This is a genomic window from Rhizobium sp. N122 (genome assembly GCF_002211295.1).
Taxonomy (GTDB): Bacteria; Pseudomonadota; Alphaproteobacteria; order Rhizobiales; family Rhizobiaceae; genus Rhizobium.
Genome location: NZ_LOKU01000005.1, coordinates 94,632 through 117,685, shown reverse-complemented (window position 1 = coordinate 117,685; position 23,054 = coordinate 94,632). Strand labels below are relative to the sequence as shown.

Sequence of the window (23,054 nt, the reverse complement as noted above, 5' to 3'; positions counted from 1 at the left end):
TTCATCCGCAGGACGCTTGCTCACGGCGTGAGGCGATGCCTCAGATTAAGTCCCTCCCCCTTGTGGGGAGGGGTTGGGGAGGGGTCTTCTTCTCAATTCTCAGTGAAGTCCGCGCGTCTTCAACCACGCCTCTGTCAGCTGCCGGAAGCGGCCAGCCATGTCGGCGATCGCCTCCTCGTCGTTCATGGCGCCCGAAAGCCAGGCGCGCGCCGCATCCGCAAAGATCGTCCGGCCGACGGCAAAGCCCTTCACTGAAGGGGCCGCCAGCGTCGCCTCGAAGCAGGAGATCAGCTCCTCGGCAGGCGCCTCGAGCCCGAGCAGCACGATACCGCGGCACCAAGGATCATTTTTGGCGATGACGGCGTCGATCTTCTTCCAGGCTTCGCCGGAAGCTTGCGGCTCCAGCTTCCACCAGTCCGGCTTGATGCCGAGTGCATACAGTTCTTCAAGCGCGGTCGCGATCGTATCGTCGGTCAGCGGCCCGTTCTTGCCGGCGATGATCTCCACCAGCAGCTCGCGGCCGACTTTGCGTGCGGCTTCGAACAGCGTGCGCAGCTTCTCCTGCTGCTCCGTTTTCAGGTCAGCCGGATCATCGGGATGATAGAAGCACAGGCACTTGATGCAATGGCCGAGCGGCCACTCCACCAGCTGCGAGCCGATATCCTGGCTGAATTCGAAGCGCAGCGGCTTTGAGCCCGGCAGCTCCACGGGCCGGCCGATCCAGGAGAAATTTTTCGTCGCCGCATCGAAAAAGGCATCGCGGCCGAAACGTTCGTCGATCAGCATGCCGTAGCCGTCGCGGCCATTCGAAACCCGCGCCGCTGCCGAGACCGCCAGCCGCTTGAAGGCGACGATCTTGTCATGGCCGATGCCGAGTTCGTCGGCAACGCTGACGAGCTGTGAACGGTGGTCGATCGCCAACGCCATCAGCAGCGGAACGTCGCCGCGCCGGGTCGATGCCCAATGGATATGGTTGATCGCCTCGTCCTTGCGCAACGCCCGATGCTGGCTGCCGGTCTTGAGGAAGAAATCGAGTTCCGCCCAGGTCGGATATTCCGGCGAGCAGAGCAGGCGGGAAACGGCAAAGGCGCCGCAGGCATTGGCCCAGGTGGCGCAGGTCTTCAGCGGCTCGTCGCGCAGGAAGCCGCGCAGGAAGCCGGACATGAAGGCATCGCCGGCGCCGAGCACGTTGAAGACTTCGATCGGGAAACCCTCGCCGACGATGCCGGCTTCAAGATCGTCGGCGATCGGCCCGTCATAGACGATGCAGCCCATGGCGCCGCGCTTCAGCACGATCGTTGCCGGCGACAGGCGGCGAATCTCCTTCAGCGCACCGAGCACGTCGTCAGCGCCGGAAGCGATCAGGATTTCTTCTTCGGTGCCGACGATCAGGTCGCAATCCGGCAGCGTCTCCTTCATCTTCGAGGAGACTCGGTCGGATTTCACATAACGCTCGAAACCTTCGGCATGGCCGGCAAGGCCCCAGAGATTCGGCCGGTAGTCGATGTCGAAGATCACCTTACGGCCATTCGCCTTGGCGATGCGGATCGCCTTGCGCTGCGCGGCCTCGGTATTCGGCCGGGAGAAATGCGTGCCGGACACCAGGACGGCGCGCGATGACTTAATGAAGTTTTCGTCGATATCGCCTTCGTCGAGCGCCATGTCGGCGCAGTCGGAGCGATAGAAGATCATCGGCGATACGCCTTCGGCCTCGACTGCAAGCAGCACCAGCGCCGTCAGCCGTTCCTTGTCGGTGACGATGCCATCTGTTGCCACGCCCTCGCGCGCCGACTGCTCGCGGATGAAGCGCCCCATCTGCTCGTCGCCGACGCGGGTGATGAGGCCGGATTTGAGGCCGAGCCGCGCCGTGCCGATGGCGATATTGGCCGGGCAGCCACCGACGGATTTGGCGAAGGAGGCGATATCCTCCAGCCGCGAACCAATCTGCTGGCCGTAAAGATCGACCGAGGAGCGGCCGATGGTGATTACATCAAGCGCCGGCTCCGGCCGTGAACCCGGATTCGATTGTACCATGATGTCCTCCCGCTAGATTTTGCGCGGCTTCCAGTGCCTGCGAATTTGTCAATAATGAAACATCGGTTCCGATATTTTGTCAATTCGGAATGTTTATTCCATTTTCGCTTTCCCAGCTTTTGCGTGCTGGCGCTTGCGGCGCCGCTCGGCGATGGCCACCGGCAGCGCCATGGTGAGCGCCATCGAGGCCGAAAGCGAACGAAAGCCGGCGAAATCGGCCTCGGCCACTTCGAACCAGTGTGTGGCGCAGGCGGCAAGTGGCGAGAAGGCCGAATCGGTAATGGCGATGACGGGGACGCCGCGGTCGGCAAGCTCCTGGCTCTGGTTGAGGCTGTCGGCCGCATAGGGCGAGAAGCTTGCGGCGATCGCCGCATCCTTCGGTGTCGCGAACTGAACCATCTCCGGATCGACGCCATTCGGCGAGGCGACGATCTGGTGGCGGATATTGAGCTTGGAAAAAGCGTAGGTCATGTGCGCCGTCAGCGGATAGGAGCGCCGTTTGGCGATCAGATAGATCGTCTCGGCGGCGGCAAGGATATCCACTGCTTTGGTGAATGTGTCGCTCTGCACCGTCGCCGCCAGTCGGTTGACCGACTGGCTGGCCGCGGCGATGAAGCCAGACAGCAGATTGGCGTCCTCGTCGTCGCCGCTCGCCTGCTCCAGCGTGACCAGCCGCTCTTCATAGCTCAGCGTGCGGTCGCGCAATCTTTCGCGGAAGATGCTCTGCAGGTCGGAAAAGCCTTCGTAACCGAGATGGTGCGCCAGGCGCACCAGCGTCGAAGGCTGGACCTCGGAGGCGGCCGCGATGCTCGCCGTCGTGCCGAAGGCGATCTCGTCGGGATTGCCGAGCGCAAAGGCGGCGACCTGCGCCAGCCGCTTCGGCATGCTCGCTTTGCGCTCGATGATGGTGCTGCGCAGACTTTCGAAATCGCGCGGCACACGCGCCTGCCTCTGGGGGTCGTTATCCATGCTTGCGGCTCACGAGATGAAACAAATATTCCATATCGCGGAGCATAGACGATTTCAAACTGCGCGCCTAATTGTTTTTAATCGCCTGTAATTCAAGGGATTTAAACAGCTCTCGTAAAAAATGGTGCCGATGCCCGTGAATGGGTCTCTTGTCAAAATGATCCAAATATTCCAAAAATCCGCGCACAGTTTTGGAGGAGACGGAAATGAAGCCACTCGGCATCGGTTTGATCGGCACCGGCTATATGGGCAAGTGCCATGCGCTGGCCTGGAATGCCGTGAAGACGGTATTCGGCGACGTCGAGCGTCCGCGTCTCGTTCATCTGGCCGAAGCCAATGCTGGGCTGGCTGAGGCGCGGGCCGGCGAATTCGGCTTCGAGAAGGCGACGGCCGACTGGCGGGCGCTGATCGCCGATCCCGAGGTCGATGTCGTCTCCGTCACCACACCCAACCAGTTCCACGCCGAAATGGCGATTGCAGCGCTTGAAGCCGGCAAGCATGTCTGGTGCGAAAAGCCGATGGCGCCGGCCTATGCCGATGCCGAGCGCATGCTGGAAACGGCGGAACGCTCCGGCAAGGTTGCCGCCCTTGGCTATAATTATATCCAGAATCCGGTCGTGCGGCACATCAAGACGCTTGTCGGCGAGGGCGCCATCGGCACGGTCAACCATATCCGCGTCGAGATGGATGAGGATTTCATGGCCGATCCCGATGTCTTCTTCTATTGGAAGAGCGAGCTTTCCGCTGGCTACGGCGCGCTCGACGATTTCGCCGTGCACCCGCTGTCGCTGCTTTGGTATCTCTTCGGCCATGTCGAGGCCGTCATAACGGATATGGTCAAACCCTATGCCGACCGCCCGCTGAGCGATGGTGGCCGCCGTGCCGTCGAAAACCACGACGCCGCCAACGTGCTGATGCGGCTTGGCGGCGGCATCTCCGCCGTGTTGATGGCCAATCGCGCCGCCTGGGGCCGCAAGGGCCGCATCGCCCTGCAGATTTTTGGCTCGAAGGGCTCGATCGTCTACGACCAGGAGCGGATGAACGAATTCGAACTCTATCAGGCCGAGGGTCGCGGCTGCGAACAAGGTTTCCGCAAGATACTGGCGGCACCGGCCCATCGGCCTTATGATCGCTTCATCCCGGCCCCCGGCCACGGCCTCGGCTTCAACGATCTGAAGATCATCGAATGCCGGGAGCTGATCCGGGCAATATCGGGTGAGCCGTCGTCGATCGTGACATTTAAAGACGGTCTCAGGATAGAGAAGTCGGTGCATGCCATGGCACAGTCCTTCCACGAGCGTCGCTGGATCGAGATCGGCTGAAGGTAAGAAGCCGCTTTCCGTTGACGGCGCATAGGGCAGGGGATAGGCCTTGGCATGAGTGTCGGCCTAGTTTCAGGAGTGAGATCGTGACGGATAGACTGGTGATCATCGGCGCGGGGCAGGCTGGTTTCGCATTGGCCGCTAAGCTGCGTGCCTTGAAGGACACGCGCCCGATCACCCTTATCGGCGCCGAGGACGTGGCGCCCTATCAGCGCCCGCCGCTTTCGAAGAAATATCTGCTCGGCGAAATGAGCTTCGACCGCCTGCTGTTCCGCGACCAGCACTGGTATGGCGACAATGACGTCGACCTTCGCCTTTCCACCTGGGCCGAGCAGATCAAGCCGGACAGCAAGCAGGTTCTGCTGCAGGACGGCTCCGTTCTCGACTACGGCACGCTGGCGCTCGCAACCGGCTCGACGCCGCGCCGGCTGCCGGCCGCAATCGGCGGCGATCTTGAAGGCGTCTATGTTGCCCGCGACAAGCGCGATGCCGATCTGCTCGCGGACGAAATGCGCCCTGGTCGCCGTGTCCTTATCATCGGCGGCGGTTATATCGGCCTCGAGGCGGCAGCCGTTGCCCGCCACCGCGGCCTTGAGGTCACCGTCATCGAGATGGCCGACCGCATCCTGCAGCGCGTCGCGGCGAAGGAAACCGCCGACATCATGCGCGGGATCCATGAGTCCCACGACGTGGCGATCCGCGAGAAAACCGGGCTCAAGCACCTGGTCGGCAAGGATGGCCGCGTTACCGGCGCCGCGCTTTCCGACGGATCGGTGATCGACATCGACTTTGTCGTCGTCGGTATCGGCGTCGTTCCGAATGACCAGCTCGCCAAGGAAGCCGGCCTCGAAGTCGCCAACGGCATCGTCGTCGACGAATTCGCCCGCACCTCCGATCCGGCGATCTTTGCCGCCGGCGATTGCGCGGCTCTTCCCTGGCAGGGTGGCCGTATCCGGCTCGAATCGGTGCAGAACGCCGTCGACCAGGCCGAAGCGGCGGCAGCCGTCATTGCCGGCGGCAGCGAGCCGTATGATCCGAAGCCGTGGTTCTGGTCCGACCAGTATGATGTCAAGCTGCAGATCGCCGGCTTCAATCTCGGCTATGACGAAACGCTGCTGCGTCCCGGCGCCCGCGAAGGCGCCCATTCTATCTGGTACTTCCGGGAAGGCCTGCTGATTGCCGTCGATGCCATCAACGACGCCAAGGCCTATGTGACCGGCAAAAAGCTGCTGGAATCCGGGATCAACCCCGACCGCTCGATTCTCGCCGACCCCTCCGCCGATCTCAAGCGCCTGCTCGGCTGACTCGGGCACCCGTCGCAAAGAATCACCGGCCACAACGCCGTTCTGCGCCCGGCAATCCTATCGGACGCCGGGCGGCAAAACTCCACTTCGCCGTCGAAGAGAACGAAGCGCGATCAAAATCCGCCGATCCCGCCAGGAAATGCCGTCTGTTTGCTCAACCGGCCGAAATGCCACCCACTGCATTTCTTCTGGTGAAAGCTCAAAAAACCCTTGCATTCACAGACCGGTCGCCATAGTTAGGCCGCACCGGAGAGGTGGCCGAGTGGTCGAAGGCGCTCCCCTGCTAAGGGAGTATACGTCAAAAGCGTATCGTGGGTTCGAATCCCATCTTCTCCGCCATCTTGATTTTTCCCAGCTCAGTTCAAATCACGCGGAAAACCATTTCCGCTTGGGCGGCCTATGTCTCGTGATCGCTGAGCGGTCATGATTCACGATCGCGCAATGAGAGGATCGCTCCGCCTCGAGCGTGAGAATCGCCAGCGGGGAATCATCGCCCGCTCGCATCCCCGACACGCAACGAAACCGAATCCGTGCATGTCTGGTTACGCTTGCCGCAGTGGCGATATCTCGTCCGGCATCAGGATTTCGTCAAAAAAGCGTTCCAAATATGTTGCGCAGCTCATGTCCAGATCACTGCTGGTCCGACCTAAGCTGCCGCAAAACCAAGGTTTTCTTAACAAAGCATAAAGGAAATCAGGGCCGGCTGCCCGACTTGTGTCCTTTGAGCAACAGGAAGTCGGGAAGGCTCCCTGAAACCCCCCATCCGAGTAAGTTGGTGATTGCGTGACGGCTTCCGTCTTGTATTTTCAGCGTCGGAAGCAAGGGCGACTGATCGTCCACTTCTTGCAACACGGGAATGGGGCAGGGAACGCTGCTCAGCGAAAGATCCCAAACCCGAACGAAACTTTGAATTGGAGGTCATTTATGAACATCAAGAGCCTTCTTCTCGGCTCCGCTGCTGCTCTCGCAGTAGTTTCCGGTGCTCAGGCTGCTGACGCTATCGTTGCTGCCGAGCCGGAACCGGTTGAATACGTTCGCGTCTGCGACGCCTACGGCACCGGCTACTTCTACATCCCGGGCACCGAAACCTGCCTCAAGATCAACGGCTACATCCGTTTCCAGGTTAACGTCGGCGAAGACGTCGGCGGCGATTCGGACTGGGATGCCGTTACCCGCGGTCAGGTTCAGTTCACGGCCAAGAGCGACACCGAGTATGGTCCGCTGACCGGCGTCATCGTCATGCAGTTCAATGCTGACAATGCTACCGACCAGACCTCCAAGCTCGACTCCGCTTACCTCGACATCGCCGGCTTCCGCGCTGGTCTGTTCTACAGCTGGTGGGACGATGGCCTCTCCGGCGAAACCGACGACATCGGTTCGGTCGTAACGCTGCATAACTCCATCCGTTATCAGTACGAAACCGACTCCTTCTACGCTGGCCTCAGCGTCGACGAACTGGAAGACGGCGTTTACCAGGGTACCTTTACTCCCGGCGCCGTTCCCGGCACCACCGTCTTCACTGCGGATGATGGTCCGAACAATGTCGGCGTAGCCTTCGGCATCGGCGGCAAGGCTGGCGCCTTCAGCTACCAGGTCACCGGTGGCTGGGACGTCGACAACGAAGATGGCGCAATCCGCGCAATGGGTACGGTTGACATCGGCCCCGGCACGCTCGGCCTCGCTGGCGTATACTCCTCCGGCCCGAACTCCTACTACTCTTCGGCTGAGTGGGCTGTTGCTGCTGAATACGCTATCAAGGCAACCGACAAGCTGAAGATCACCCCGGCCGTTCAGTACTACGGCAACTACTTCGGCGGTGGCAAGAACGTTCCGGAAGACTTCGACGGTCTCGGCGACGCCTGGAAGGTCGGTCTGACGGTTGATTACCAGATCGTCGACAACTTCTACGCCAAGGCTTCGGTTCAGTACCTCGATCCGGATGATGGCGACGACTCCACGACGGGCTACTTCCGTCTGCAGCGTTCGTTCTAATCTGATCTGACTTCGGTCAATCAGGAAAGCCCGGCTCTTGAGCCGGGCTTTTTGCATTGAGGGATCGCAGCGTCTGCCAGCTCGCCGGCTTCCATGAGGTCGATGCATGTCGCCCGGAGGTGCGTCGCGGTTCCGGGGCAACGACATGTGTTACCGCAACGCGCGAGCGCATCGCGTGTATCAATTTTAAAGCGGCGGCTCCTATCGGCAGGAGGTGAGAAAAGCTCGAATCGCTGCAGGGATATCGCCGTGATGCAAAAGGGGGGCGTGCCCCTGTCCTTCGGCGGTATGCAGGATCAGATTCGGATGCCGGCAGGCCATTTCATCGGCCGTCTCCTTTGAGAGCAGAGACGTATTTTCGCCACGGATCAGCATCAGCGGAAATCGGCACAGGTTTTCGAACTGCGCCCAGAGATCGGGCAACGGCTGGCTGAGATCGACTGATTTCACCGCCTCAGCGATCGCCGGATCGAAATCGGCGACCGGTCTTCCGCCGACGTCGCGATAAAGGGCCAGCGCCATCTCGCGCCAATCTTCCCCTCCAAGCGCGGTAAACGACGCGCCGTGATTTTCCTTCACGATATCGACCGCCTCGCTCCAATCCGCCGGCCTTCTGCCGCTGTTGAGATAATCGCGGATCAGCGCCAGCCCCTTGGCCTCGATGACAGGCCCGATATCGTTGAGGATGACGGCCTCAAGAAGATCCGGCCGTGTCGCCGCGATCAGATGCAGCATCAGCCCGCCCCGGGACGTGCCGATGAAGATCGCCCGCTCGACGCCCAGCGCCGCGCAGGCGGTGACGACGTCGCCGGCCTCGATGGCGAGATTGTAGTTCGCCTTGTTCTCATCCCATGCCGAGGCTCCCCGCCCGCGCGAATCGAGCGCGATGACATGGCGCGGTGCTGTCATGTCCTTGCAAAGAAGCAGCGCAAGCGGATGGAAGTCCCGCGTATTGCGGGTCAGGCCGGGCAGGCAGATGATCGGAAGCCGTCCTGCGGTCGCCGTCTCGCCCGGCCGGTAGTCCCGGGCATAAAGTTTCAGCCCGTCGGAAGACGTGTAAAATCGCTCCTGGAACCCGCTTGTATCCGTCTCCGCCATCGCATCCCTCGAGGGTTGTTGATCCCGAAGATGTAGCCTGGTTTTTAAACCGCGCCAAACGGCTTCAGGAGGCGCTGCGTCCGCCGATCAGGTCGCGCTCGATATCGGTGGGCTGGCCGAGGCGGGCCTTGTAAACCTCGTAGTTCTCCATCACTCGCTGCACGTAGTTGCGCGTTTCGGGGAAGGGGATGCGCTCGATCCAGTCGACGATGTCGTCGATCGATCTGCCGCGCGGATCGCCGTAGCGGCCGATCCATTCAGGCACCCGCTTCGGCCCGGCATTATAGGCGATGAAGGTGAGGATATAGGAGCCGCCGAAGGCCTCGATCTGTTCGCCGAGATAGTGCGCACCAAGTGTCGCATTATAGCCGGCATCGGCGGTCAGCTTGTCCTTCGAATAGGCGATGTTGTGGCGCTTGGCCACCGCCTGGGCGGTCCCCGGCAGAAGCTGCAGCAAGCCGCGTGCGTTCGCCGCTGAAACGGCTGCCGGGTTGAATGCGCTTTCCTGCCGGGCGATGGCATAGGCAAGCGCCTTGCCGGATCCAGAAATATTGGCATTCGCCGGGATGACGCCGACCGGAAAGGCGAGTGCTGCGACATCGATGCCGCGTCCATAGGCGATCTTGCCGATCTGCAGCGACAGATGATGATCGCCGGATTGCTCGGCCTGTGCCGCAAGCACAGCCAGTTCACCGGGGCTCTGCAGCTGATCGGCGAGCGCGAGATAGAGAGTATCGGCCCGCCATCCATGGCCGGCGGCCTCCAGCCGGGCGATTGCTTGCACGGCTTCGCGGGCCTGGAAGCGTTGCCGGTCGGCCGCGCTCGGCGCGGGATAGGTAACGTTCAGCGTCTTTCGCCCCAGCCGTTCCGCTGCGAGCTGGCCATAGAAGGTGCCGGGAAAAGTCGCAGCCTTCGCATAGAATTCGCTGGATTTGCCAGGGCCGCCGGCCTCAGCCGCTCGTCCGAGCCAATACCAGGCGCGTGACACCGAGATCGGTCCGTTCGATGTCTGCAGAATCTTGCGGAAGTGTTTTTCCGCCGCAGTCGGGTCCTGCAGGCCGCGCAGCGCATACCATCCGGCATGGAATTCAGCCTCGACGATATCGGTCGGGCTCGTTGCGGCGTAGTTGGCGACGATGCGATAGGCAGGCTTGAATTGTCCCTGGTCGACGAGACCACGGCTGACGATGCGCTGCTCGTTCCACCACTCGCCGGAATTGACGAGCTCGCTGCGCTCGGGCGGCATCTGCTCCAGCAGTGCTGCCGCCTCGGCATATTTGTCCTGCTTGCGCAAATATTCGATCCGCGCAAACAGCAGGCCGGCATCGCTGCGCCATCTGGTATCGACGGCGTCGAGCAGGGCGCCGGCATTGCCGGCTTTGGCGTCGACGGCAGCCCAGGCCTTGTAGAGCGACTGCGCCTGGCCCATGTCGCCGAAGCGCTTGGCCTGCGCCACCCGGCCGCGATACATCAGATAGTCCATCCGCGCCTTGTGGTCGGCCGGCGTCAACAGCGCTGAGAATTCGATGAGGATCTTGTCCTCGGTCGCCTTGTCGAGAGCCTCTCCGCGCCAGACTTTGCGGATATATTTCGCCGCCTGCGCCTGCTTGCCGGTTGCAACCAACGCCCGGCCGAGGATGACGGCGCCCTGCATTGTCTCAGGCGCGGTATCGCCGAAGGCGGCAAGCACGGCTGAGGGAGCGGGGTTTTCGTCATAGAGCGCGCGTTCGGAATAGGCGCGCAGCCGCGAAAGGCCCGGCCAGCTCTTAAGCTCCTGCGCAGCGCTGGCGATTTCGTAGGAAGGAACGCCCTTCAAGCCGGAAACGGCGATCGCCCAGGTGAGGATATGGCGATCGAGCGTACCGTCGGGCATATTGTCGCGGATCGACAGCGCCAGCCGTGGGTCCTTGTCGGAAAGCGCATCGAGGCCGGCTTTCAGGTCGCTGTTAACAGGTGCGATTGCCGGATTGCGCGGAATGGCGCCTGTTGTGATCGATTCGGGTATGGCGGTCTCGGGAATGAAGCCGAGCGGCTTGACGCCGGGCACCGACGTGCTCTCACCGGGAAGCGGCGACGCTACACTGCTCCACGCGGCGGCAACGAAGCCGAAGGCGGACAGAATCAGGACAGCTTTCTTCATCCGGGATCTCGCAACGAAAACACGCCCTGCCATTTGGCTAGAGGCATCTTAACGAAACCTTACCGTACCAGGTAAAATTCATTCACATCTGCTATCGGAATTTGCCCTAAACCGAACTCTACGCGCTTGTCGCGATGATTTCGGCGCTCTATGGTGCGCAAAATATTCATGGAATGCGGCCGAAGCAAGGATTTGGTCGTGAGGAGCTTTGCATGTTCAATGGGTCCATCCCCGCCCTCGTCACTCCTTTCACGGATGCCGGACTGATCGACGAAGACAGCTTCGCCGCCCATGTCGATTGGCAGATCAAGGAAGGCAGCAGCGGCCTTGTTCCTGTCGGCACGACGGGCGAATCCCCGACGCTGTCGCATGCAGAGCACAAGCGGGTCGTGGAATTGTGCATCGAGGTGGCTGCAAAACGGGTTCCCGTCATGGCCGGCGCCGGTTCGAACAATACGGGTGAGGCGATCGAGCTTGCCCAGCATGCCGAAAAGGTCGGCGCCGACGCTGTTCTGGTCGTCACGCCTTATTACAACAAGCCGACGCAAAAGGGTTTGATCGCGCATTTTTCGGCGATTGCCGAGGCCGTCGATCTGCCGATCTATATCTACAATATCCCCGGCCGCTCGGTGGTCGACATGACGCCGGAAACGATGGGCGCGCTTGCCAAGGCGCATGGCAATATCGTCGGCGTCAAGGATGCGACGGGCAAGATCGAGCGCGTCTCTGAACAGCGCATCACCTGCGGCAAGGATTTCCGGCAATTGTCCGGCGAGGACGCGACGGCGCTCGGCTTCAACGCCCATGGCGGCGTCGGCTGTATTTCGGTCACGGCCAATGTCGCCCCGCGCCTTTGCGCCGATTTCCAGGCAGCGACGCTGAAAGGCGACTATGCCAGCGCGCTGGAATATCAGGACCGGCTGATGCCGCTGCACAAGGCGATCTTCCTGGAGCCGGGTCTTTGCGGCGCCAAATACGGTCTCTCCCGGCTTGGCCGCATGAGCCGCAACGTCCGCTCGCCGCTGCTGTCGACGCTGGAGCAGGCAACGGAAGCGGCAATCGACGCGGCGCTGCGCCATGCCGGGCTGCTGAACTGAGGAGACCGGACGTCTTCACAAGGCCGGGTCGTTCCCTTACATAGAGGGCAAGCAATGAGGGCGCGGTTTTTCGCGCGCCTCGAAGGGAATATTGTCATGGCCCCCAAAGGCAGCCAGCGTGTGGTGAACAAGGTCGTGGCCGAAAACCGCAAGGCCCGCTTCAACTACGAAATCATCGATACCTACGAGGCCGGTCTCGTGCTGATGGGCACGGAGGTCAAATCGCTGCGTGAGGGCAAGGCCAATATCGCCGAATCCTATGCGTCGGATGAGGGCGGCGAGATCTGGCTGATCAACTCCTACCTGCCGGAATATCTGCAGGCGAACCGCTTCAATCACGAACCGCGCCGGCGCCGCAAGCTGCTTTTGTCGGGCCGTGAAATCCATCGCCTGCGCTCTGCCGTCAACCGCGAAGGCATGACGCTGATCCCGCTGAAGATCTATTTCAACGACCGCGGTCGGGCGAAGATGGAGCTGGCGCTCGCCAAGGGCAAGAAACTGCATGACAAGCGCGAGTCCGAGAAGGAGCGCGATTGGAACCGGCAGAAGAGCCGCCTGCTGAAGGATAACGGCTGACCACGCCGCTTGGGCGATGATTGCCGTCCCCGGATCATTCTTGGAAATCGCTGGCCGGGGCGACGACTTCGACTTGGCGCGGCGCCCGCTCTGCGGGATCGCGACCGATTTCGGCTTTCAAAGACAAGAGATCGATGAAGTGGTCGGCCTGGCGTCGCAGGTCGTCGGCGATCATCGGCGGCTGCGTCGCCATCGTCGAGATTACCGAGACCTTGCGGCCTCTGCGCTGTAGTGCCTCGACCAGGTTGGTGAAGTCGCCGTCGCCCGAGAAGATGACGAGATGATCGACCGTTTCGGATTGTTCCATGGCGTCGATCGCAAGCTCGATGTCCATGTTGCCCTTGATCTTTCGGCGTCCCATGGAATCTGTGAATTCCTTGGCGGGCTTGGTGACGACCTTGTAGCCATTATAGTCAAGCCAGTCGATCAGCGGCCGGATCGAGGAATATTCCTGATCCTCGATCAGCGCGGTGTAATAGTACGCGCGCAGCAGATATCCGCGTTTCTGGAATGCTTTCAAGAGCTTGCGGTAATCTATGTCGAAACCGAGGCTCTTGGACGCAGCGTAGAGGTTGGCGCCGTCAATGAAGAGTGCAATTTTTTCGCGTGGGTCAAACATCGCTTACCAATCCAATGAGAGCAATCGAAATCCGCAGGACCAAAATTCAATAAAATCAATAATTTGTGTGTTGATTTTGCTCTGATCCATACTTTAACAATTATTCATATATGAAAGATTTAGGGCACGATTCGGCATATTCCAAGCAACCATAGGTGGAATTGCGACATTCTCCATGGAAATTTAGTTCGGCCCCTTATAAAGACGAGGGGAGCCGGAACGAAAAACTTGTATTTGCCCGGTTTTAATTGTATCGGGCGTGCTAATCCCGAAATGACGACCGTAAAGGACAGGCAATGGCCCGTGTCACAGTTGAAGATTGCATCGACAAGGTGGAGAACCGCTTTGAGCTGGTTCTGCTCGCCAGCCATCGCGCCCGGCTGATTTCCCAGGGCGCCTCGATCACCATCGATCGCGACAACGACAAGAACCCGGTCGTCGCCCTGCGCGAAATCGCCGACGAGACGCTTTCGCCCGACGACCTCAAGGAAGATCTGATCCATTCGCTGCAGAAGCATGTCGAAGTCGACGAGCCCGAGCCCGATCCGGCCAGCATGATTGCCGCCGGCGGTGTCGCCGCAGCCGACAGCGAAGAGCAGGATGATCTGCCTGAGACGATCACTTTCGACCAGATGTCGGAAGAAGAGCTGCTTGCCGGTATCGAAGGCCTGGTGCCGCCGGAAAAGAGCGACGACTACTAAGCGCGCAGGCCGATCCTGGTCGTGTGTGATCCCGGTCGCATGCGAACAGGAAAAGTTTCATGCGATGCGAAAGAGCGATGATTACCAATCGTCAATCTTGCGCCTTTATTGCTTAGGCATATTATTGCCCATGTGTGCGCCAATCGTTGATTGGCGCGCTTTTATTTTTACCGGAGTGGCTTTGGAATGATGCGGCAGTACGAGCTCGTGGAGCGGGTTCAGCAATACAAGCCCGATGCCAATGAAGCACTGCTGAACAAAGCCTATGTCTACGCCATGCAGAAGCATGGCCAGCAAAAGCGGGCGAGCGGCGATCCCTATATTTCGCATCCGCTGGAAGTCGCCGCCATCCTCACCGACATGCACCTCGATGAATCGACGATCGCGGTGGCACTTCTGCACGATACGATCGAGGATACGACGGCGACGCGCGCCGAGATCGACGAACTTTTCGGCGAGGATATCGGCCGTCTGGTCGAGGGTCTGACCAAGATCAAGAAACTCGATCTCGTCACCAAGAAGGCCAAGCAGGCGGAAAACCTGCGCAAGCTGCTGCTGGCCATCTCCGACGATGTGCGCGTGCTGCTCGTCAAGCTTGCCGACCGCCTGCACAATATGCGCACCCTCGACCATATGTCGGCCGACAAGCGGGCCCGCATCTCCGAGGAGACGATGGAAATCTATGCGCCGCTCGCCGGCCGCATGGGCATGCAGGATATGCGCGAGGAGCTCGAAGAGCTCTCCTTCATGCATATGAACCCGGAAGCCTACGACACCGTCACCAAAAGGCTGGAAGAGCTTTCCAAGCGCAATGAGGGCATCGTCAAGAAGATCGAGGCCGAGCTGCGCGACCTGCTGGTCGCAAGCGGCCTGACCAGCGCCTATGTCAAGGGCCGGCAGAAGAAACCCTATTCGGTCTTCCGCAAGATGCAGTCGAAGTCGCTGTCCTTCGAGCAGCTTTCCGATGTCTACGGCTTCCGGTTGATCGTCGAGGACATCCCGTCCTGTTATCGGGCGCTCGGCATCGTCCACACCCGCTGGCGCGTCGTGCCCGGCCGCTTCAAGGATTACATCTCGACGCCGAAGCAGAACGATTACCGCTCGCTGCACACCACCATCGTCGGTCCGTCAAGCCAGCGCATCGAACTGCAGATCCGCACCAAGCGCATGCACGAAATCGCCGAATTCGGCATTGCCGCTCATACCCTTTACAAGGACGGCGCCACCAACGCCGACGGCGACATCCTCTCGCGCGAATCCAATGCCTATTCCTGGCTGCGCCATACGATTGAGGCGCTGGCCGAAGGCGACAGCCCGGAAGAGTTCCTCGAGCACACCAAGCTCGAGCTGTTCCAGGACCAGGTCTTCTGTTTCACGCCGAAGGGCAAGCTGATTGCCCTGCCGCGCGGCGCCACCCCGATCGATTTCGCCTATGCGGTGCACACCAATATCGGCGATACCACGGTGGGCGCCAAGATCAACGGCCGCATCATGCCGCTGGTGACACGGCTTGCCAATGGCGACGAGGTCGAGATCATCCGGTCCGGCGTGCAGGTTCCGCCCGCCGCCTGGGAGGAGATCGTCGTCACCGGCAAGGCGCGCGCCGCCATCCGCCGCGCCACCCGCATGGCGATCCGCAAGCAATATGCAGGCCTCGGCCATCGCATCCTTGAGCGCACCTTCGACAGGGCCGGCAAGATTTTCTCCCGCGAAGCGATGAAGCCGGCGCTGCACCGCCTCGGCCAGAAGGAGGTCGAGGATGCGATCGCCGCCGTCGGCCGCGGCGAGATGTCTTCGCTCGACGTCCTGCGCGCCGTCTATCCCGATCATCAGGATGAGCGCGTCACCGTGAGGCCCTCCGGCGACGACGGCTGGTTCAACGTCCGCAGTGCCGCCGGCATGATCTTCAAGATCCCCGGCAAGACCAAGGCCGGGGTCGATGGCGGTCCTTCGGAAATCGACACCGACGCCGATATCGGGCCGATCCGCGGCCTCTCCGGCAATGTCGACGTCAAGTTCGCCTCTACCGGCGCCGTGCCGGGCGATCGCATCGTCGGCATCATGGACCAGGGCAAGGGCATCACCATCTATCCGATCCAGTCGCCGAGCCTGCAGCGCTTCGACGATCAGCCCGACCGTTGGATCGACGTCCGCTGGGATCTCGACGAAGCCAACAAGTCGCGCTTCATGGCGCGCATCATGGTGAACGGGTTGAATGAGCCCGGCACGCTCGCCAAGGTCGCCCAGACGGTCGCCGGCCTCGATGTCAATATCCGTTTGCTGAACACGGTGCGGGTCGCGGCGGATTTCACCGAAATGATGCTCGAGGTGGAGGTCTGGGACTTGCGCCAGCTCAACCAGCTGCTCGCCCAGATGAAGGAACTGGATTGCATCGCCACGGTCCGGCGCCTCTACGAGTAAGCTTTTGTTAAGCCCTCAGACGGTTTGAGTGCAAGATTGCACATTTTATGATCGCTTTATGATCAAAATAGTTCGCTAAAAAGGCATGCCATGCGTTGAGCGCATGGCTGTTTCCATGTTGCGGCTGTAGTAATTAACCCGCCCCGGGCCTATCTTCTGGTCATCGAAACACAAACAGAAGATGAGACAAGACAATGTTTGACCCAATCAGGAAAATCGCTCGCGCCCTCCGCGCTCCGACCGCGCAGGAACGTGAAATGGCATATCTCAACGGCTCGTTCGATCGTATCGATCTCGAGTTTCGTCAGCGCCAGGTCGACCGCGGTCTGTTCCGCACGCGCTGATACTGAATTTATACTTGAGACGAGTGAGGGACGTTATGCATGACGAACGCCCCTCGGCATGAAGAAGCTCCTCTCTGCTGAGGGGATGAGCGGTTTTTTCGGCGGTATCATTTGCCGCTCTTGTCATGGTCATGTGCGCTGCACTAAATACCGGCCATGTTGTTTCGCCGTCGCAAGCCCGCGGGATTCAAGGAAAAGATGCGAGAGCTTCTATGGCCCCGCAAAGGTTTCCTTCGCCCGATCCGTTATCTGACAATGCGCATCCTGCGCCTGAGCGCCTCGCCGCACGCGGTTGCGGCCGGCGTCGCCGCGGGTGTCTTCGTGTCGTGGACGCCGTTCATCGGCGTGCATTTCGTCATGGCCTTCGTCATCACCTATTTCCTTTCCGGCAGTATGGTGGCTGCCGCCCTCGGTTGCGCAGCCTTCGGCAATCCGCTGACCTATCCCTTTATCTGGGGCATCACCTGGGAGATCGGGCATCTGCTGTTGAGCCGTGAGGATCAACTGGCCGGTCAGACTGTTGATCTCGCCGCCCTCTTTCACAAGCTCAACTTCACGGAATTATGGAGGCCGGTGCTGGAACCGATGCTCGTCGGCGCCATTCCGCCGGCGATCGTCACCTCCGTTGCGCTTTACGCCCTGACATTCTACACCGTGAAGGGTTTTCAGACGCGCCGCCACACACGGCTGCTGGAGCGGGCACGTCTGCGCCTGGCCGGTCCGGCCGGCGACATGCCGAGCGTATGAACCTGGTCAAGAATGCTTAAGCCACGGAAGGTTCCGGCATGATCATCGGCATTGGCAGCGATCTGATCGACATTCGCCGCGTCGAGAAATCCATCGAGCGCTTCGGCGAGCGCTTCACCCATCGCTGCTTCACCGAGATCGAGCGTGCGCGTTCAGACCGCCGGGCAAATCGCGGCGCCTCCTATGCCAAGCGTTTTGCCGCCAAGGAGGCCTGTTCCAAGGCGCTCGGGACCGGCATAGCCCAGGGCGTCTTCTGGAAGGACATGGGCGTCGTCAACCTGCCGAGTGGCAAGCCGACCATGGTTTTGTCGGGCGCTGCCGCCGTGATCCTCGAATCGATGCTGCCCGCCGGTCACAGGCCCGCCATTCATTTGACAATAACGGATGATTATCCCTTGGCGCAGGCCTTCGTGATTATCGAGGCGTTGCCCGAGCACCTTTGATCGCGAGCACGGGAGCGTTGATCGCGACCTCTCGTCGCTTTTGACGTTGTCGCCATTGCCGCAACCGGCCGAAGCCGCTAGAGAATACGACAGAAGAATTGCGCCGTCGCGGCGTCTTGAAGGAATAAGACTGCGTGTCCGAAAAAGTCGAAGCCAAGCCGAACGCCCTCTGGGAAAATATCAAAGTCATCATCCAGGCGCTGATTTTGGCGATGGTGATCCGAACGGTGCTGTTTCAGCCCTTTACCATTCCGTCCGGTTCGATGATGCCGACGCTGCTCGTCGGCGACTACATCTTCGTCAATAAGTTCGCCTATGGCTATTCGAAATATTCGCTGCCCCTCTCGCCTGATATTTTTAGCGGCCGCATTTTCGGCTCCGCTCCGAAGCGCGGCGATATCGTCGTTTTCCGCTTCCCGCCGAACCCCGACATCGATTACATCAAGCGCTGCATCGGCTTGCCGGGCGACCGCATTCAGATGAAGGAGGGCGTTCTCTACGTCAACGGCAAGCCGGTACCGAAGGTGCCGGACGGCGCCTTCACCTCGGATTACAAGCTCGATCCGGGCGCGGATGTGCCGGTGTTCCGCGAGACGCTCGATAACGGCAAGACCTACGACACACTCGATTCGTCTCCGGCATCGCGCGGCGATAACACCCGCGAGTTCATCGTGCCGGAAGACCACTATTTCATGGTAGGCGACAACCGCGACAACTCGGCCGACAGCCGCTTCGACGTCGGCTTCGTGCCGGCCGAAAATCTTGTCGGCCGCGCCAGCGTCATCTTCTTCTCGCTCGGCAACGACACCTCCTTCCGTGAAATCTGGAAGTGGCCGACGAACATGCGCTGGGATCGCCTCTTCAAGGTTGTTGAATGAGCAAGGCGCCGACGCTTTCTGCGGCCGACCGCGCAAAGCTTGAAGGCCTGATCGGCCATGACTTCGCCGAAAAGGAACGCCTGGATCGGGCGCTGACCCATGCCAGCGCCCGCACCGAGAAGGGCGGCAATTACGAACGGCTGGAATTCCTCGGCGATAGGGTCCTCGGGCTCTGCATCGCCGAGCTTCTGTTCCGCACCTTCGGCACGGCGGGGGAGGGCGAGCTCTCGGTTCGCCTCAACCAGCTGGTCAGCGCCGAAACCTGCGCTGCGGTCGCCGACGAACTCAATCTTCACCTCTATATCCGCACCGGCGCCGACGTGAAAAAGTTGACCGGCAAGCGCATGATGAACGTGCGCGCCGACGTCGTCGAAAGCCTGATCGCCGCGATCTATCTCGACGGCGGCCTCGAAGTGGCCCGCCGCTTCATCCTGCGCTACTGGCAGGGCAGGGCGGTCCGGGCCGATGGCGCCAAGCGCGACGCCAAGACCGAGCTGCAGGAATGGTCGCACGCGAAATTCGGCGTCACGCCCAACTACCGGGTTGATGAACGCAGCGGACCGGATCATGATCCGCGCTTCAAGGTGACGGTGGAAGTTGCTGGCATTAAGCCGGAAACCGGCGTAGAGCGGTCGAAGCGTGCCGCCGAACAGGTTGCGGCGACAAAGATGCTTGAGCGCGAAGGCATTTGGCAGCAATCGCCTGCCGGAAACTGATGGGACAATGACACAAGAAGAAGATATCGCGGCCGAAGCTGCTGCCGAAACCCATGGTCCGACGCATTCGGGCTTCGTCGCGCTGATCGGCCCGACCAACGCCGGTAAATCGACGCTGGTGAACCGCCTTGTCGGCGCCAAGGTCTCGATCGTCAGCCATAAGGTGCAGACGACGCGCGCCATCGTCCGCGGCATCGCGATCCACGACAACGCCCAGATCGTCTTCATGGATACACCCGGTATCTTCAAGCCGCGTCGCCGGCTCGACCGCGCCATGGTGACCTCGGCCTGGGGCGGCGCCAAGGATGCCGATCTGATCGTGCTGCTGATCGACAGCGAGCGCGGCCTGCGTGGCGATGCCGAAGCCATCCTCGAAGGCCTCAAGGAGGTTCGGCAACCGAAGATCCTGCTGCTCAACAAGATCGACCGCGTCAACCGCGAGGATCTGCTGGCACTCGCGGCCGCCGCCAACGAGAAGATCGCCTTCGAACGCACCTTCATGATATCGGCCGAAAACGGCTCAGGCTGCGACGATGTCATGGATTATCTGGCCGCCACACTTCCCGAGGGGCCGTGGTACTATCCGGAAGACCAGATCTCCGATCTGCCGATGCGCCAGCTCGCTGCCGAGATAACCCGCGAGAAGCTGTTCCTGCGGCTGCACCAGGAGCTTCCCTACGCCTCGCATGTCGAAACGGAAAAGTGGGAAGAGCGCAAGGACGGCTCGGTGCGGATCGAGCAGGTGATCTATCTCGAGCGCGACAGCCAGAAGAAAATCGCGCTCGGCAAGGGCGGTGAAACCATCAAGGCGATATCGACGGCTTCCCGCAAGGAATTGTCGGAGATCCTCGAGCAGCCGGTCCATCTCTTCCTGTTCGTCAAGGTTCGCGAGAATTGGGGTGACGATCCCGAGCGGTTCCGCGAAATGGGTCTCGATTTCCCGAAATAACGGACGGCAAGGATTTCATCGGGTAAGCGCCAGCCCTTTGTTTCTTTGGAAAAAACTAGCTTCGTTGCGGAACGAATCCATGCCTGTGCGCATTTCTTGCTCGACGGTGCGTCGATGAGGGGCCGCCGGTTTGCATGACCGCGAGGGCAGGTATGGCAACGTCGAAACGCATCCACTCTTTCAAGACCCCTTGTGAGCAATGTCCTTTGCGGCCGTTGCCGCATTTCCGGGAATTCAGCCGCGACGAGCTGGAGTTCGTTTCCCGTTTCAAGAGGGGTGAACTCGCCGTCGATGCCGGCTCCACCATCCTCGTCGAAGGCGCACATAGCGCGCATCTCTTCACGGTGCTTTCCGGCTGGGGCTTTCGCTACAAGATGCTGGAGGATGGGCGCCGCCAGATTCTGAATTATATCATGCCGGGCGATCTGGTCGGCCTGCAGGGAACGATCGCCGGCGAAATGCAGCATTCCGTCGAAGCGCTGTCACCGGTTTCCCTCTGCGTCTTCGAGCGCGACAGACTGATGACGCTTTATAACAAGCACCCCTCGCTCGCCTTCGATATCACCTGGATCGCCGCGCGCGAGGAGCGCATTCTGGATGAGCATCTCTTGAGCATCGGCCGCCGCACGGCACTGGAGAGAGCAGCCTACCTGCTGGCTTTCCTCTTCGAGCGCGGCCGGAAGCTCAATCTCTTCAATGGCCGCAAATTCATCCCCATCACCCAGCAGCACATTGCCGATACGCTCGGCCTTTCCATCGTTCACACCAACAAGACCTTGAAAAAGCTCGGTGAACGCGGATTGATCCGCTGGCAGGAGCGCGGCTGCGAGGTTCTGAATGGCGAGGAATTGATGGCGATTGCCGGCTGGGAAGGGCTGGGAGAGGGCAGACGTCCCTTCATCTAATCCCGCCTTATGTCTTTTTTAAATGCGCATTAGCATCAGGGAAAATAAGCTCGGCCATCGTCTTTCGTCCAATGTGATTCTTATCGACCGGGCAGAAAAATGGTTCATTCAGAATTGGTGGCGGAATTCACCGATAGCGTGCCATGCGGGGCACCGGAGGGCAATGATGTTGGCGAAACGGCCTGGGCGCTGCGACAGGCACCCGACGGAGGGCATGGAATCATGAGCGCAATCCGTGTTCTGGTTCTTGAAGACAGTCTGATCATCGCGATGGAGGCGGAGGATATGCTGCGCCTGGCCAGCGTCGAGAATATCGATATCGTCGGCAGCGTGGAGCAAGCGAGGGCTGCCATCGTTGCGGAGACATATGATTTTGCTCTTCTCGACGTCAATCTCGGTGAGGGCATGAGCTTCGGATTTGCCCGTCATCTTCTCGATCTCGGCATTCCTTTCGGCTTCGTCAGCGGCTATTCCGATACCGGCGATTTTCCGCCGGACTTGCAGCACATTCCGCTTCTGGTGAAGCCTTTCGACGAGACGGCGATGCGTGAATTCCTGCTGAGGCTTTTCCCGGCTGTCGCCTGACGCGGTCCGTGACGGCAGTCAGGCCTTTCCCATTTTCGGCATCATGCTCTAGAACCTTTCCTGGTTAGATTGAAGCATTCTGTTGGCTCAAACGGTGTCGGATGGTCGACCGGCTGGCGCGGGGCGTAGCCCAGCGCTACGGCCAAGCCGGCCGGTCGATCAGCCGGCCCGTTTCAGTTAACCCTCGCGCAGATTTGCCAGGCAAATCTGCAAGACTTGGGAATCGCCGGAGGCACTGATCGCTTCGCCGTGGCGAAGCGGTGCGGCCGGTGGGCCGGGCATCTCTAGCCAGGATCAGAGGCGATCGGCTCGGACTTACCAAGGGGTATGCCCGTCGCCAATCGCCTCTGCCCTGGCGAAACCTGCTCCGGCAGAATGCTTTAATCTAACCAGGAAAGGCTCTAGGATGGATTCGTCAGCCGCAAGGACTTCTTTCGATGCAGTGGCAGGATCATGCGATCATCCTGGGCGTGAAGCGTCACGGCGAGACGAGTGTCATCGCCGAGGTGATGACGCGCGATCGCGGCCGCCATCTCGGCCTGGTGCGCTCCGGCCGGTCGCGCGCCATGCAGCCGGTGCTGCAGGCCGGCAACGCCGTGGAGGTTATCTGGCGCGCCAGGTTGGACGAACATCTCGGCGAATTCCGCGTCGAGCCGGTAACATTGCGCGCCGCCCGCCTGATGGAAACGGCGACCGCCGTCTACGGTGTTCAGGCGATGGGAGCGCTGCTGCGGCTGCTGCCCGAGCGTGACCCGCATCCGCACCTCTTCGATGCGCTGGAAGTCATCCTCGATCACCTGCACAACCCGGCCGATGCCGGCGAGCTCTTCGTGCGTTTCGAGCTTGCGGTGCTGAACGATCTCGGCTTCGGCCTCGATCTGGCCGAATGCGCCGCGACCGGCGCCCGTTCCGATCTCGTCTACGTCTCGCCGAAATCCGGCCGCGCCGTCAGCCGCAGCGCCGGTGCCCCCTGGGCGGACAAAATGCTGCTCCTGCCGCCTTTTCTCGGTACCGAAGGCAACCATGCGGCCGACTTCGACAGTCTCGCGGCCGCATTCCGTCTGACGGGGTTCTTTTTGCATCGCCACGTCTATGAACCACGCGGCATCGAAGCCGCGGCAGCCCGCGACGGCTTCGTTCAGGCGGCGCTCAAGGCGCTCAATCCAGCCTTGCGGACGCTTTCCGGCCCAAATGATATTTCCGCCTGATCCCGG

General features: G+C 60.7%; 21 protein-coding genes and 1 tRNA gene. 17 read left to right on the top strand and 5 right to left on the bottom strand.

What is annotated here, in order from left to right; translation table 11 throughout:
• Window positions 1-99: 99 nt before the first annotated feature.
• Together iolC and ATY75_RS05425 are read right to left on the bottom strand one after the other, a co-directional pair.
• A complete protein-coding gene (gene iolC, locus ATY75_RS05430) occupies window positions 100-2,034 on the bottom strand; it encodes a 5-dehydro-2-deoxygluconokinase (RefSeq protein ID WP_088936734.1) in 1,935 nt (644 codons plus the stop codon).
• A 93-nt stretch (window positions 2,035-2,127) separates the two neighbouring features.
• The gene (locus tag ATY75_RS05425) at window positions 2,128-3,003 is read right to left on the bottom strand and encodes a MurR/RpiR family transcriptional regulator (protein WP_064837855.1); all 876 of its coding nucleotides are present in this window, start codon (window positions 3,001-3,003) and stop codon (window positions 2,128-2,130) included.
• 206 nt (window positions 3,004-3,209) lie between these two features.
• Here ATY75_RS05425 and ATY75_RS05420 point away from each other — a divergent pair, with 206 nt between their 5' ends.
• The 4 genes from ATY75_RS05420 to ATY75_RS05405 all read left to right on the top strand — a co-directional run bounded on the left by ATY75_RS05420 (window position 3,210) and on the right by ATY75_RS05405 (window position 7,621).
• Window positions 3,210-4,325 carry a Gfo/Idh/MocA family oxidoreductase gene (locus tag ATY75_RS05420; RefSeq protein WP_088936733.1) on the top strand — a complete coding sequence of 372 codons (1,116 nt, stop codon included), beginning with the start codon at window positions 3,210-3,212 and terminating at the stop codon, window positions 4,323-4,325.
• Window positions 4,326-4,411: 86 nt separating this feature from the next.
• Window positions 4,412-5,629, top strand: a complete 1,218-nt coding sequence (locus ATY75_RS05415; protein ID WP_088936732.1) for an FAD-dependent oxidoreductase — start codon at window positions 4,412-4,414, stop codon at window positions 5,627-5,629.
• Between the two features lie 248 nt (window positions 5,630-5,877).
• A tRNA-Ser gene (locus ATY75_RS05410) sits at window positions 5,878-5,968 on the top strand.
• Window positions 5,969-6,553: 585 nt separating this feature from the next.
• Entirely contained in the window at window positions 6,554-7,621 is a 1,068-nt protein-coding gene (locus tag ATY75_RS05405) for a porin (RefSeq protein ID WP_088936731.1), read from the top strand.
• Between the two features lie 201 nt (window positions 7,622-7,822).
• Here the strand turns inward: ATY75_RS05405 and ATY75_RS05400 are convergent, their stop codons facing one another.
• Window positions 7,823-8,719, bottom strand: a complete 897-nt coding sequence (locus ATY75_RS05400; protein ID WP_088936730.1) for an alpha/beta hydrolase — start codon at window positions 8,717-8,719, stop codon at window positions 7,823-7,825.
• 64 nt (window positions 8,720-8,783) lie between these two features.
• The gene (locus ATY75_RS05395) at window positions 8,784-10,859 is read right to left on the bottom strand and encodes a lytic transglycosylase domain-containing protein (protein WP_088936729.1); all 2,076 of its coding nucleotides are present in this window, start codon (window positions 10,857-10,859) and stop codon (window positions 8,784-8,786) included.
• A gap of 212 nt (window positions 10,860-11,071) precedes the next feature.
• Between ATY75_RS05395 and dapA the strand changes: the two genes are divergently transcribed.
• Both dapA and smpB read left to right on the top strand, forming a co-directional pair.
• Entirely contained in the window at window positions 11,072-11,956 is an 885-nt protein-coding gene (gene dapA / locus ATY75_RS05390) for a 4-hydroxy-tetrahydrodipicolinate synthase (RefSeq protein ID WP_088936728.1), read from the top strand.
• A gap of 96 nt (window positions 11,957-12,052) precedes the next feature.
• Window positions 12,053-12,532: an SsrA-binding protein SmpB gene (gene smpB, locus ATY75_RS05385; protein WP_012557117.1), complete on the top strand. Its 480-nt coding sequence runs from the start codon at window positions 12,053-12,055 to the stop codon at window positions 12,530-12,532.
• 34 nt (window positions 12,533-12,566) lie between these two features.
• Here the strand turns inward: smpB and ATY75_RS05380 are convergent, their stop codons facing one another.
• Window positions 12,567-13,151: an NYN domain-containing protein gene (locus ATY75_RS05380; RefSeq protein WP_049733874.1), complete on the bottom strand. Its 585-nt coding sequence runs from the start codon at window positions 13,149-13,151 to the stop codon at window positions 12,567-12,569.
• Between the two features lie 296 nt (window positions 13,152-13,447).
• Here ATY75_RS05380 and rpoZ point away from each other — a divergent pair, with 296 nt between their 5' ends.
• The 11 genes from rpoZ (at window position 13,448) to recO (ending at window position 23,048) form a co-directional block, all read left to right on the top strand.
• Window positions 13,448-13,852, top strand: a complete 405-nt coding sequence (rpoZ, locus tag ATY75_RS05375; RefSeq protein ID WP_003574261.1) for a DNA-directed RNA polymerase subunit omega — start codon at window positions 13,448-13,450, stop codon at window positions 13,850-13,852.
• Window positions 13,853-14,038: 186 nt separating this feature from the next.
• A complete protein-coding gene (locus ATY75_RS05370; RefSeq protein ID WP_064837871.1) occupies window positions 14,039-16,273 on the top strand; it encodes a bifunctional (p)ppGpp synthetase/guanosine-3',5'-bis(diphosphate) 3'-pyrophosphohydrolase in 2,235 nt (744 codons plus the stop codon).
• Between the two features lie 194 nt (window positions 16,274-16,467).
• A complete protein-coding gene (locus ATY75_RS05365; protein WP_064837873.1) occupies window positions 16,468-16,617 on the top strand; it encodes a DUF3563 family protein in 150 nt (49 codons plus the stop codon).
• Window positions 16,618-16,773: 156 nt separating this feature from the next.
• Window positions 16,774-17,364, top strand: a complete 591-nt coding sequence (locus ATY75_RS05360; RefSeq protein WP_088936727.1) for a DUF2062 domain-containing protein — start codon at window positions 16,774-16,776, stop codon at window positions 17,362-17,364.
• A gap of 38 nt (window positions 17,365-17,402) precedes the next feature.
• A complete protein-coding gene (acpS, locus tag ATY75_RS05355; protein WP_064837877.1) occupies window positions 17,403-17,807 on the top strand; it encodes a holo-ACP synthase in 405 nt (134 codons plus the stop codon).
• A 134-nt stretch (window positions 17,808-17,941) separates the two neighbouring features.
• Complete coding sequence (lepB, locus tag ATY75_RS05350) at window positions 17,942-18,685, top strand: signal peptidase I (protein WP_049733878.1); 744 nt, start codon at window positions 17,942-17,944, stop codon at window positions 18,683-18,685.
• On the top strand, window positions 18,682-19,401 hold the full coding sequence (gene rnc, locus ATY75_RS05345; protein ID WP_064837880.1) for a ribonuclease III: 720 nt from the start codon (window positions 18,682-18,684) through the stop codon (window positions 19,399-19,401). The genes lepB and rnc overlap by 4 nt, the downstream gene beginning before the upstream one ends.
• A gap of 7 nt (window positions 19,402-19,408) precedes the next feature.
• Window positions 19,409-20,350 carry a GTPase Era gene (era, locus tag ATY75_RS05340; RefSeq protein ID WP_049733880.1) on the top strand — a complete coding sequence of 314 codons (942 nt, stop codon included), beginning with the start codon at window positions 19,409-19,411 and terminating at the stop codon, window positions 20,348-20,350.
• A 152-nt stretch (window positions 20,351-20,502) separates the two neighbouring features.
• Window positions 20,503-21,255 carry a Crp/Fnr family transcriptional regulator gene (locus tag ATY75_RS05335; RefSeq protein WP_088936726.1) on the top strand — a complete coding sequence of 251 codons (753 nt, stop codon included), beginning with the start codon at window positions 20,503-20,505 and terminating at the stop codon, window positions 21,253-21,255.
• A 99-nt stretch (window positions 21,256-21,354) separates the two neighbouring features.
• Entirely contained in the window at window positions 21,355-21,840 is a 486-nt protein-coding gene (locus ATY75_RS05330; RefSeq protein WP_088936725.1) for a response regulator, read from the top strand.
• A gap of 437 nt (window positions 21,841-22,277) precedes the next feature.
• A complete protein-coding gene (recO, locus tag ATY75_RS05315; RefSeq protein ID WP_064837886.1) occupies window positions 22,278-23,048 on the top strand; it encodes a DNA repair protein RecO in 771 nt (256 codons plus the stop codon).
• The last annotated feature ends 6 nt before the right edge of the window (window positions 23,049-23,054 follow it).